The following is a 12,644-nucleotide window of genomic DNA, read 5'->3' on the forward strand; positions in this document are numbered from 1 at the left end:
ATACATGAGAAACATCTGTTGCTATGGGCTGTTGCTTTGCGCTTTGGGGACCGCCTCCTGCGCATCGCAGGCCCGGCAGGAAGAAACAGCAGCCCGGCAAAAGCCCAACATTGTACTGATACTGGCGGATGACCTGGGCTACGGCGATCTTGGCTGCTACGGCCAGGAAAAGATCCGTACCCCGCACCTGGACCGGATGGCCGCCGGCGGCATGCGCTTCACCCAGTTTTACGCGGGCAGCACCGTATGCGCGCCTTCCCGCTCCTCGCTGATGACCGGCCTGCATACCGGGCATACGCCGGTGCGCGGCAACAAGGAGATACAGCCGGAAGGGCAATGGCCGCTGCCGGACACCATCACCACTATGGCCCGCATGCTGCAGCAGGCAGGCTATGCCACCGGCGCATTCGGCAAATGGGGATTAGGGCCTGTAGGCTCTGCAGGCGATCCCGTAAAAAGGGGTTTTGATGAATTCTTTGGTTACAACTGCCAGCGCCAGTCGCATAACTTTTTCCCGGACCACCTCTGGCATAATGATCAGCGGGTGAACTACCCGAATACGCCGGACAGCTTCCATGTATATTCCGCACAGGAGATCCATGAGCAGGCGCTTGCTTTTATAGACGCGCACCGGGAGCAACCTTTCTTCCTGTTCCTTCCCTACACCATGCCGCATGCGGCATTGCAGCTACCAGCCGGCGACAGCGCCATGGAAGCCTATAAGCAGGCGTTCCATGAGCAGGCCCGCCCCGTGCCGGCCAAATGGAACGGCAAGGGCTACGCGCCCCAGCCTTACCCGCATGCCACCTATGCCGCGATGGTAAGCCGGCTGGATGCCTACGTGGGACAGGTCATGCAAAAGCTGCAGGACCTGGGACTGGACAGCAATACCATCGTGATATTTACCAGCGACAACGGCCCGCATGAAGAAGGCGGTAACGACCCTGCATTTTTTAACAGCAACGGCCCCTTCCGCGGCATCAAGCGGGATGTGTACGAAGGCGGTATCCGCGAGCCGATGATCGTGCGCTGGCCGGGGCGGGTACAGGCCGGCGTCACCTCTTCCTACGTGGGCGCATTCTGGGACTTTATGCCCACCTTTGCCGCGCTGGCCGGTACGGAAGTACCGCAGCAAACGGATGGTATCTCCTTCCTGCCTGCGCTGACCGGCGTAGGCGCGCAGCAGCAGCATGCCTACCTGTACTGGGAGTTCCATGAAAAAGGCGGGCGCCGCGCCCTGAGGATGGGCAACTGGAAAGCCGTGCAACTGAATGTGAGCAGGGAGCCGGCCGGCCCCATGGAGCTGTACCGCCTGGACAAAGACCCGGAAGAGCAGCACGACCTGGCAGCCCAACAGCCGGAGATCGTGGAAAAGATGCGGGCCCTCATGGAGCAGGCGCACGTCCGGAATGAAGCATTCCCCTTTAAAGGAGCTGAATAATATACCTGTAACTGTCACTACAACTGTAACCCGCTGACCCGCGGCGTCTTCTCCTGCTGCAGTAGCAGGGGGAGGCGTGCGGGCTGCCTGCAGTCGCCAGGTTGTGAATTGACTAATGGAGCAGACGTTGAGAATTACCTATCTTTAAAAAATTTCGCATAGTATGCTGCCTCCGGTCATAAAAACTACAAGATTTACCTTAAAACCCTATGAAAGGCATGATGAAGACGCCTTTATTGAAATATGCCTGGACAAGGAGGCGCAGCGATTCATGAACGGAGGACTTACCAGGGATGAAAGTGAAGAACGCAGCTTATTCAGGAAAATATTTGACATCTATGCTGATCACGGCAAAAGATGGTGCTGGATATGGGGGATTTACGAGGACAATAAATTATGCGGGCATTTTGAGCTAAAAGAAACGGAGCATACCGCTGCGGACGAGCTGGAGATCGTGTATATGGTTCATCCCGCGGAAAGGAGAAGAGGAGTAATGTCCGAAGTGCTGCACACCATAAAAAACAAACAACCCGGTTGGAACAAAGCAATCATTGCCACCACGAGCCTGGATAATGATGTCTCGATTGCTTTATTACATAAATGGGGAGTAGAAAAGCAGGAAATCATCACCGCCCCTGATACCCTGGAACAATACTACAAATTCTGTTTAAGGCGGTATTGAGCCATCCGACCAACACATCGCCGTACATATCCCGGACCGCCCGGTGCCCGGCTTGCCTCATCCGGTAAAAGGGCCGTTGGGAGAAGCCGGCTTCCTGCGCCTGGAAGCAGAAGTTTTTGTATATTTCAGGGAAACCCTTGATCACACATTTAACAGCATCCATATGAAAAAATGCATGGCTCGTTTTACCCTTGCTTTGTTCTTTATAGTAGCCGCCTTACCTTTAAAAAGCCTGGCGCAGCAAAAACAAGTTGCTAAAGGAACGGTTCAGCGGATCAAAATTCACAGCAAATTGCTGGAAGGCAATCTCAGCGGTGACAGTGCGGACCGCTATGTTTCTGTTTACCTGCCCGCCAGCTATAAAAACAACACAAAGAAACATTATCCTGTTGTTTACTTTCTGCATGGCTACACCGATGATGACGCCAGGTTTTACGGCTTCAAAAAACACTGGATGACATTACCGCCTGTTTTGGACACCGTGTTTGCACGGGACCCGGCCCATGAAATGATCGTTGTTACGCCCGACGCCTATACGCTTTTCCAGGGAAGCATGTATTCCAACTCGGTAACAACGGGCAATTGGGAAGATTTTGTCGCCAGGGAGCTGGTTGATTACATGGACGGGCATTACCGTACCATTGCCCGAAAAGAAAGCAGGGGCATATGCGGCCACTCTATGGGCGGCTATGGCGCATTGCGGATCGGGGAAAAGAACCCGGATGTGTTCTCAGCAGTATATTTATTGAGTCCCTGCTGCCTGAATTCCGCTCCCATGCCCGTGGAACCTATACCGGCGCCTTTTTTGCGTGCAGACAGTATTAAGACAACCGCAGCATTTCAAAAAGCCGATTTCTTTACCAAAGCGCTCTTTGCCACCGCAGCCGCCTGGTCGCCCAATCCAGCCAATCCCCCGTTTTACCTCGATCTCCCGGTAAAGGATGGGAAGCTACAGCCGCAAGTGATGCAAAAATGGGATGCCAACCGTCCGCTGAATAATTTAGACCAGTATATCTATAACATCCGGAAGCTAAAAGCCATCGGTTTTGACGCTGGAGATAAAGACGCAGGGATTGCCGCGAGTATTAAAACGCTGGATATCGAGCTGAACAAATACGACATCCCCCACTCCTTTGAAATTTATGAAGGCGACCACATCAACCGTGTTGCCCAAAGGATTGAAAAGAAAATGCTGCAGTTTTTCGGCGGAAATTTATCGTTTGAGCAGGATGCTGATCATTGAGCATAATCACCCTGTTTAATGACCGCCGTCAGTATACCGCCAGTGGCACAGGCATACTTTTGAGCTAAAGTACTGATGCCATCCCGTTTATTCTTATACCAGGCAATCATTACATACGTGTTTATGAATGAATAAATCAATCAAAATGAACTGGCACAGGTTAAGTATAGACGAAACTTTTGAGTTGCTGGATACAAAACAACAGGGATTGAGCACATCGGATGCCGAGGCAAGACTGGCGCAATATGGCCCTAACGAATTGCAGGAGGGAAAAAAGAAAAGCATAGCCCTTATGCTGCTGGGCCAGTTTAAGGATGTGATGATCCTGATCCTGCTGGTGGCAGCCATTATATCCGGCATCATTGGGGACCTTACTGATACAATTGTTATCCTTATCATTATTTTCCTGAATGCTATTATCGGTTTCCTCCAGGAATACCGTGCAGAAAAAGCCATGCAGGCTTTGAAGCAAATGGCGGTTACACAGGCAAGGGTGCTGCGGGATGGGCTCAGCACCTGGATGCCCGCTACGGCACTGGCGCCCGGCGACGTAATCCTGCTGGAGGCCGGCAATGCTGTTCCCGCTGATGTACGGATCATTGAATCGGTGAACCTGAAGATAGAAGAGGCCGCCCTGACCGGCGAATCACACGCTATTGACAAGATCGTTCATCCGCTGGAAATAGATGACTTACCCGTTGGCGACAGGAAAAACCTGGCCTTTAAGGGAACTTTTGTGACGTACGGCCGGGGTACTGCGGTGGTGATTGCGACCGGCATGCAAACGGAGCTTGGGCGTATCGCCAAAATGCTGCAGGAAGAGGAATCGCTTACCCCATTGCAGCAGCGGATGATCTCATTTGGGAAAAAACTGTCGGTACTGGTATTATTCCTGTGCGCTTTATTCTTTGTTGCCGGTTGGCTGCGGGGGGAAGAAGTGATCAAAATGGTCATGACAAGCATTTCCCTGGCTGTTGCGGCTATCCCGGAAGCATTGCCCGCCGTTATTACGATTTCGCTGGCCCTGGCAGCCAAAAGAATGATCCGGCTCAACAGTCTTATCAGGAAATTGCCGGCAGTGGAAACCCTGGGCTCCGTTACCTATATCTGCACCGATAAAACAGGTACGCTTACCAAGAACAAAATGCACGTGGAGAAAGTTTTTTTCGATGGAAAATCATATGAAAGAAAAGACCTCCCCTCCTTTGAGCAGCACGAACACGAGAAACTGCTGCTACAGGCATTTGCGTTAAACAATGATGCAGTCATGGATGCGGATAGTAATATGAAGGGGGATAGCACGGAGATCGCTCTACTGGAAATGGCGGTTGAACAACATGTTAAAACAGCCGGCTGGCCCCGCCTTTCGGAAATAGCTTTTGATGCCGACCGCAAACTCATGACCACTTTTCATAAGCACGGGAATAGAATGATCTCCTTCACCAAGGGCGCTCCCGATATTTTATTGAAGCGATGTGTGGACATCGATCTTCCATCCATGCAGGAACAGGTAGATATAATGGCGGCAGATGGTTTAAGGGTGCTGGGCTTCGCCTTTCGCTACTGGGACACGCTTCCTGAACATCCCGAAAGTGAAACGCATGAAACAGGTTTGCAGTTCCTGGGATTAACCGGCATTATAGATCCGCCAAGAGAAGAAGTACCGGAAGCAGTATCTCAATGTAAAACAGCAGGTATTGTACCGGTGATGATAACAGGCGATCATCCGCTTACCGCGAAAACCATTGCCCACCGCATAGGCATTATCAGCAGTGAACAGGACCTGGTTATTACCGGCCAGGAGCTTGCGGCGATGGACAATGACAGCTTTCTTGCAAAAGCGGAAAAGATAAAAGTATATGCCCGGGTATCTCCCGAACAAAAACTGCAGATCGTAAAAGCGCTGCAACAGAAAGGACATTACGTAGCAATGACGGGCGACGGGGTTAATGACGCGCCTTCGCTTAAACGGGCAAATATCGGCATAGCAATGGGGATTACGGGAACCGATGTTTCCAAGGAAGCCGCCCATATGATCCTGCTGGATGATAATTTTTCCACGATAGTAAGGGCGGTGAAGGAAGGCCGGAGGATCTACGACAACATACTGAAGTTTATCAAATACCTGATGACCACCAATTCCGGCGAATTATGGACATTGCTGCTAGGCCCTATGATCGGTTTGCCCGTAGCGTTGCTGCCAATACATATTTTATGGATAAACCTGGTGTCCGACGGCCTGCCGGCTATTTCCCTGTCGTTTGAAAAAGCCGAGAAGGATATTATGAACAGGCCGCCCCGTCCGCCGCAGCAAAGTGTTTTTGCCAACGGCCGTGGATTTCACATGGTTTGGGTAGGCATGTTAATGGCAGGCATTACCTTGTCCCTTCAGGGATGGGCTATCCGTAATGATCTACACTGGCAAACCATTGTTTTCAATGTATTGTGCTTATGCCAGATGGGCCATGTACTGGCCATCCGGTCGGAGCACCGGTCCCTGTTTGCAACCGGCATATTTTCCAACAAACCGCTGTTAGGCGCGGTGGTACTGGCTTTTATCCTCCAGTTCACCATCACCTATGTTCCTTTCTTTCAACCTATTTTTCAAACTGAAGCGTTGACCCTAAACGAATTCTTCCTGGTTGGCGGCGCTTCGTCAATGGTGTTTTTTGCGGTTGAACTAGAGAAGGTCCTTTCCAGGAAAAGAAGAACGCAGCGGGCTGTCATGTAGGCCCTACATTATAAACATCCTCAGGCCTGCAGGATCTTCACGCAGAGCGCATCCTGGCCGGGCAGGCTATCTGGCAACTGAACGACCAGCGCTTCCGCTGTTCTTTCCACATTCACCGGTCCGTAGCCCAACAATTCGGTACGTGCAATGGCCGTGGGATAATATGAGCTGCCGGCGGCCAGGGATTTGATGCGTACTTTTCCGTCGGCCGGCGTGCCCAGCACAATGGCGTACAGGCTATCGGCCTTGGCGGTAAAGCGAATGTCTTCCGGTCCAAAAGGTTTCCCCTTACCTTCATTGAACCCCTGGGCTTTAAGCGGCGCCGCCTCTTCAATGGCCGGCCCTTCACCATATATTTTCCAGGGGCGGGTGCCAAATATCGCTTCGCTGTTATGCTGCATCCAGGCGCCAATGCCTTCTACAATTGCCAGCTCTGCGTCATCAATCGTACCGTCGCCGCGCAGGGGAACACTCAGCAAAAGGTTGCCATTTTTACTCACAATGTCGGCCAGCGTATGAATGACTGTTTTGGCCGACTTATAGCCTTGTTTGTCATAGACCCTGCGGTCGTAATGCCAACTGCCAATGCAGGTGTCTGTTTGCCACACATACGGCTCTATCTGGTGGCTCTGCCCCCGTTCAATATCCCAGACCATGCATTGCCGCTGCTCTTCGTTGAGTATCTTACCGTTAAGCACGGCTTGCAGCGAACCATGCCTTTTGATGCTGCTGTTATAGAAATGAGCCGCTATACGCAGGCCGGCATCACTGATGGGCCATAAGGGCAGCACCGTATCGTCGAAATACAAAAGATCCGGTTCGTACCGGTTGATCAGGTCAACGGTCCGGTTAAAGAACTTCTCACAATAGGCCTTGCTGGGCTTACTGGCGCCGCCTCCCCAGCTCCATTGCTGGTTGAAGGCATCCCAGCCTTCTGCTTTGGCGCTAAGCGGATGATTTTGCGCATACAGGTCCTGCGGGTCGTACCCGTTCCACCAAGTATTTTTCCCGGCAGCCTTCGTGATCTTCCCATCATAAGGCACACCAGCAAGGGGCCCTTTCTTATCCGCCATCTGGGCAGGTTCGTACCAGGTCCATGCGTGCGATGCGTGCACACTAACGCCAAAAAGCAGCTCATGTTTCCGGGCGGCTTTTGCCCAACCGTCAATGAGGTCTTTTTTAGGCCCCAGGTTCACGGCGTTCCATGGCTGATATTTACTGTTGTAATTGTCAAAATTGTCATGGTGATTGGCCAGCGCAACAAAATACCTGGCGCCGGCCTTTTTGTACAGCGAAAGCAGATAGTCGGGGTCCCAGTTCTCCGCTTTCCATTCGTTGATCACATCTTTAAAACCAAACTTCGATGGGTGACCATATTTCTGAAGATGATACTTGTAGCTATCGCTTCCCTCCTGGTACATGCTGCGGGCGTACCAGTCGCCGTGTTCCGGCTGGCATTGCGGCCCCCAGTGCGCCCAGATGCCGAATTTGGCGTCCCGGAACCATTCCGGTACCTGGTACTGCTTTAAGGATTGCCAGGAAGGTTGAAAAGGACCTTGTATCATCTGCTCTCCAGGCAGTGCGTTTTCTAAAAGAGCAGCAGCATTAACGTGGCGGGCTGTCCATAAAGCCGGGATCATCCCGGCCATGCCCCTGAGTAACGTACGTCGTTTCATCTTTTAAAAATACGGATATCCCTTTTCCGCATTTTATCCAATATCGACAAAAAATTGCACTTTATCGACATCCAGGCCCTACATTTGCTGTAATTGGCCTTGTATATGAACGAAGAGCAGCAATACCCTGATTTCATTTTACTGAACGTTGGTCATGCGGTCCATAACGCTGACTGGAACTGGAAGAATGTGTGCAGCCCTTTTACCAGGATACACCTGGTTGAAAGCGGAACGGCCAGCATCATCCGGGAAGGCGGCACCTATGAGCTGAAGAAAGATCATTTGTATCTCACGCCTTCCTATGTTCACCACGGGTATGAATGTGAGGGCAGCTTATCATTGTACTATATCCATATCTATGAAGAAATGGGCAACCGGCCCAGCATTTTTGACCTGGTCGACTTTCCCGTGGAAGTTGCGGCAGACCCGCTGGTGATCCAGCTAATACAGCGCCTGGCCTTCATCAACCCGGACCGGGGGCTGCAGGTTTATGATCCGCGGTCTTACGATAACTCCTCTACCCTTATTAATAATATAGCATTTCACAGGACTACCCCCTTTGCTTTTGAAATGGAGGCCCGGGGCATCATCCAACAGGTGTTTTCCCGTTTCCTGGTCCATGCATCCGGTAAAAATCTTGATCTTGACGAGCGGATAATAAAAACACTGCATCATATTCATACTAATATCGATCAGCCCCTTAATATAGAAGACCTGGCGGCGTTATGTTTCCTTACAAAAGATCATTTTATCCGCCTGTTCAGGAAACACATGGGCTGCACCCCGGGAAAATACATCAATCAAAAGAAGATAGAGAAGGCTCAGCAGGTCATGTTGCTGAAAGATGTATCTATTAAGGACCTTGCCTACAGCCTGGGATTTGAGAATATTTCGTACTTCAACCGGCTCTTTAAAAAAACGGCGGGGATGAATCCGGGTAGCTATAAAAAGAAGATCTGCCAGCCGGGTCGGTGATGCGGTTCGCTAAGCTGATCATTTCCTGTGCTCTATGGCTAATTTTTGATTAACAAAAAAGCGGTAAACTAACGCGCTGCCTTTGGCGGGTAGCCGAATTTCTTTTTAAAAGCCATGCTAAAGTGCTGTACGGAAGAATACCCCAGCGAGTGGGCAATATCAGCAATGGACATATTGGAATCCTGCAGATAGTTACAAGCCAGCTCCAGCCTTTTTTCAGCCAGATAGTTAAAAACGCTGGTATCGAATAGCTCCCGGAAGCCGTGTTTCAACTTAAACTCGTTAATGCCTGCGATGCGGGCGAGTTCTGGAAGTCCGGGCGGCGATTCAATATTTTGCAGCAGGTATTCGCGGGCAAAATGAATACGTTCCTTGTCGTAATCGGTTTTAAGGGTCGTTTGCTTCCGCAGCAGGGTGCGGCCGAAGGCGTCCGCCTGCAGGGCAAGTATTTCCAGTACTTTTGAATAGAGGAATATTTTTTTAATCCCAGGGGCGTACCGGCAGTTAAGTATTGATTGGATGGCTTGTTGCAGTCGCAGGTCTATCGGCATGTACGAAGGTGACAGCACAGCAGCTTTTTTGACCGCCACATTCTCTGCAAACCTTTCCAGTATTTCTCCGGCGTTAACTGCAATCCGTAGAAAGGCTTCCCGGTTAAACTGAACAACAAACGCGCTGTAATCCTGGTTCACATTGCCAGCTAAAACGCCAGTCATACCATTGCTATAAAGCAGGTTGTGCTGGTTGCCTGCAATGGCTATCATCCCGGAAGAGTTCCCGGACTGCAACTGAATTTCCCCTTTGAGATTAAATTGCAGGTTTACCAGGTCATGGTCGCTTTCAAGTGAAATGGATGCAGGACGATTGTAGTGCCAGTTATTAAAGAGTATTTGGATGCCATCAAACTGCCACTGCGCCATTTGCATATCGGCAAAAGGGAGCTTCATTTGGAAGGAGCGCTCGGAAAGAACCGGTTGATTAAACTCCTGCCCGGTAAATTCTTTACGATACAGTACCTGCTTGTCAAGTGTGTTCCTGAGTTCAATCGGCATTTTCCCGGAAATATAAAATTTACTCCTTCAAATATAAATCAATCCGGGAAATTAGCTTCAACTTGACACCTGAATCAAATGATCAAACAATGAATTTTTATCTTCTCAGTCTACTGGTGCATATTACCGGGTTGACGCTCCTGGGCGGCACCGTTTTGATCGGCTATATGATGGAACGACGTTTTTGGAAACTATATGGTCCAGACCGGTCAAAGGCGTTGGTTGTGCATGATCTCGGCGCAAAGCTTGGCCCCATTGCCGCCATTGGCGGAGCATTGCTGATATTATCCGGTATTTTGCTGGTAATGCAGACAAAAGGAGCATTTGCAGAGCAATTGTGGTTCAGGGTGAAGATGATGCTGGTGCTGGTACTGATCGTAATGAGCGCTGTAACCGGGCGGCAACGTAAGAAAACGAGCGCTGTTATTACAGCGGATACAACAGAGAAGTCAACCGCAACGCTTGCCAGGTTAGAAAGGAACATAACTGTTTACTATCTCGTACAGTTAGCGGTGGTACTTGCTATTTTTGTGTTGGGTGTGTTCAAGTTTAACTAGGTCTTGCATACAGGCATTATTACAAAAAGTATTGTTATGAACAAACCGGAAAAACTTCCTTTGTCGATTTCGAGGGCACGTCTTATAGCCTATTGGATTTTCACCGGCTTTCTGGTATTCGAATGTGTTTACGCTGCAACCTGGTGTTTTAACTGGCTCAATAAAGGCTACTATAATCGCCTTATGGAACAAATAGGTTTCCCTGCCTATTTCCCTTATATTCTGGGAACAGCAACCCTTCTGGCAGCCCCGGTTTTCGTACTTCCACGTTTAGCACTTTTTAAAGAGTGGGCGTACTTCGGGATGGCCATGATATACATTGGCGGAATTACATGCCACCTTTATGTGGCTGATGGCGTGAAGACCATTTTTCCTGCCCTTTTTTTCTTATCCATTACAATAGGTTCCTGGGCGCTTCGCCCACCTTCCCGCAAACTCCAGGATTCAAACCAGCGACCTTCTACCCCGTAGATCAGATAGAAAGATGTATTTTTACGCTGCTAATAAGCTCTTTACTTCCTGTCTTCAATTTTACTGGTAAATTGCTGGTAAATTTCAGGAAAACAAAAAGGCCGCATCACTGCGACCTTTTTTACTTGTTGATAATCACCGTGCCCGGAACAGGAATCGAACCTGCACTCCCTTGCGAGAACCAGATTTTGAGTTCGCAAGATTGCTTAATTCCACTTCTACTCATCTTAACTGAAATTAACTTAACTATTTAATTATCAATAAATTAAATGTATTTTCCTATTTTCGTTGAACCCTTTCAACAGGGCATTTAACTGACCGTTTGCTGGCAAATTCACTGGCAAATTTTGACGGTGCAGGAAGGATTTGTGAAAATGAAAAATTCAGTTTTATGCCAGTTTCATTATCAATCGAATTGGACACCCGCAGAATGAAAAAAAGAACGGGTGCTTATCCCGTAAAGCTTCTGGTTGTCCATGATAGCGTTCCACAACGGTATCAAACCATTTACGATTTAAGCAAAGAAGATTTTAAAAAGCTGTCAGCTCCACGCCTTAGTTCCGATTTGCAGAAAGCCCGTGACAGCTTAAAGGATATGCTGAGGTCTGCTGAAACAGCTGCAAAGGAAATCAGGCCTTTTGCTTTTAATGAATTTGAGAGATATTTTATTACTGCTAATCCTTTATTTAAACCACGGAAACAAAAACAGCAGAACGTTGAAGCCAATAGTGGCGAATTTGACTTTTCTCCCTATGAAGGAAAATTTCCTATTTTAAAGGAAAGCCATCCTAGAGCTGACTGTATTTCTGTTGTATTTGCCTGGTATGTGAAGAATTTGATTAAAGAAGGCCGTATAGGTAGCGCATTGAACTATCAGAACACTTACTATTCGTTGAAAAAATTCCAAGGCAATGCACAATTCGTTGATGTAACACCCGGCTATCTGCGTCAATACGAAAAATGGATGCGTGATCGTAATTGCTCCAAATCTACTGTAGGCATTAACCTGCGCCCGCTGAGATCAATTTATAATTTAGCTATTGATGAATTTAACTTGATCCCACGAAAGAATTATCCATTTGGCCGGCGCAAGTATTTAATTCCCACTTCCAAGAATATTAAAAAGGCATTGGCGCAGGACGATATTTCAAAAATATACTACTACGATACTGACAATATTGAGTACAGCCAGGCCAGAGACTATTGGTTGTTCTTTTTCTTCGCCAATGGGATGAACCCCAAAGATGCGGCTTTATTGAGGTATCGGAATATACAAGGCGAGTTCATTGTTTTTGAACGCGCCAAAACACAGCTTACGACCCGGAATGATCCCAAGCCGATAACGGTATATATAACAGAAGATATACAGGCCATTATTGATCGCTGGGGTAATAAGGACAAGTCCCCTACCAATTACATATTTCCCATTTTGCAGTTAGGAATGACGCCACTTGAGGAACATTATGCTATAAAAGCGTTTGTTAAGTTCGTAAACGACCGGATGGCAAAGATCTGTGAAGAACTAAACATAAGGAAAGCAACAACTATTTATACCCGGCATACATATTCCACTTTCATGAAACGTTCTGGAGCAAGCACCGAATTTATACAAGAAGCATTAGGACATGCTGATAAAAGCACTACAGAAAATTATCTTGACAGTTTTGAAAAAGACGTGAAAAAGGAATTTGCCGGGAAACTCATTTCATTTAAAAAGACCACTCCACCGGAAAAAATAGAAGTGGCTGAAGTCGCCGTCAAAGTTTCTTAGGTGCTGCATTATTGACCCAATGACCAGCCGTACTGGTCATTGGGA

Annotated in this window: 10 protein-coding genes; 8 read left to right on the forward strand and 2 right to left on the reverse strand. The window is 48.7% G+C overall.

What is annotated here, in order from left to right:
* Positions 1 to 4: 4 nt before the first annotated feature.
* The 4 genes from LX66_RS25405 (at position 5) to LX66_RS25420 (ending at position 6,097) form a co-directional block, all read left to right on the forward strand.
* Positions 5 to 1,441, forward strand: coding sequence for an arylsulfatase (locus LX66_RS25405; protein ID WP_145718753.1), 1,437 nt, complete (start codon positions 5 to 7; stop codon positions 1,439 to 1,441).
* Positions 1,442 to 1,604: 163 nt separating this feature from the next.
* On the forward strand, positions 1,605 to 2,123 hold the full coding sequence (locus tag LX66_RS25410) for a GNAT family N-acetyltransferase (RefSeq protein ID WP_145718755.1): 519 nt from the start codon (positions 1,605 to 1,607) through the stop codon (positions 2,121 to 2,123).
* A 163-nt stretch (positions 2,124 to 2,286) separates the two neighbouring features.
* Entirely contained in the window at positions 2,287 to 3,366 is a 1,080-nt protein-coding gene (locus tag LX66_RS25415) for an alpha/beta hydrolase (RefSeq protein ID WP_211366536.1), read from the forward strand.
* Positions 3,367 to 3,511: 145 nt separating this feature from the next.
* Complete coding sequence (locus LX66_RS25420; protein WP_145718757.1) at positions 3,512 to 6,097, forward strand: cation-translocating P-type ATPase; 2,586 nt, start codon at positions 3,512 to 3,514, stop codon at positions 6,095 to 6,097.
* 20 nt (positions 6,098 to 6,117) lie between these two features.
* Here the strand turns inward: LX66_RS25420 and LX66_RS25425 are convergent, their stop codons facing one another.
* Entirely contained in the window at positions 6,118 to 7,773 is a 1,656-nt protein-coding gene (locus LX66_RS25425; RefSeq protein WP_145718759.1) for an alpha-L-fucosidase, read from the reverse strand.
* 105 nt (positions 7,774 to 7,878) lie between these two features.
* On the opposite strand from LX66_RS25425, the gene LX66_RS25430 reads away from it, so the two are divergent.
* The gene (locus LX66_RS25430) at positions 7,879 to 8,748 is read left to right on the forward strand and encodes a helix-turn-helix domain-containing protein (RefSeq protein WP_145718761.1); all 870 of its coding nucleotides are present in this window, start codon (positions 7,879 to 7,881) and stop codon (positions 8,746 to 8,748) included.
* A gap of 68 nt (positions 8,749 to 8,816) precedes the next feature.
* On the opposite strand, the gene LX66_RS25435 is transcribed toward LX66_RS25430, so the two are convergent.
* Positions 8,817 to 9,800, reverse strand: coding sequence for a helix-turn-helix domain-containing protein (locus tag LX66_RS25435; RefSeq protein ID WP_145718763.1), 984 nt, complete (start codon positions 9,798 to 9,800; stop codon positions 8,817 to 8,819).
* Between the two features lie 89 nt (positions 9,801 to 9,889).
* Between LX66_RS25435 and LX66_RS25440 the strand changes: the two genes are divergently transcribed.
* The 3 genes from LX66_RS25440 (at position 9,890) to LX66_RS25450 (ending at position 12,599) form a co-directional block, all read left to right on the forward strand.
* Positions 9,890 to 10,357 (forward strand): hypothetical protein, encoded by a 468-nt coding sequence (locus tag LX66_RS25440; protein ID WP_145718765.1) that lies wholly within the window; start codon positions 9,890 to 9,892, stop codon positions 10,355 to 10,357.
* Positions 10,358 to 10,393: 36 nt separating this feature from the next.
* On the forward strand, positions 10,394 to 10,828 hold the full coding sequence (locus LX66_RS25445) for a DoxX family protein (protein WP_145718767.1): 435 nt from the start codon (positions 10,394 to 10,396) through the stop codon (positions 10,826 to 10,828).
* A gap of 322 nt (positions 10,829 to 11,150) precedes the next feature.
* Positions 11,151 to 12,599, forward strand: a complete 1,449-nt coding sequence (locus LX66_RS25450; RefSeq protein ID WP_145718770.1) for a tyrosine-type recombinase/integrase — start codon at positions 11,151 to 11,153, stop codon at positions 12,597 to 12,599.
* The last annotated feature ends 45 nt before the right edge of the window (positions 12,600 to 12,644 follow it).

Source organism: Chitinophaga japonensis, from assembly GCF_007830125.1.
GTDB classification, from domain to species: Bacteria; Bacteroidota; Bacteroidia; order Chitinophagales; family Chitinophagaceae; genus Chitinophaga; species Chitinophaga japonensis.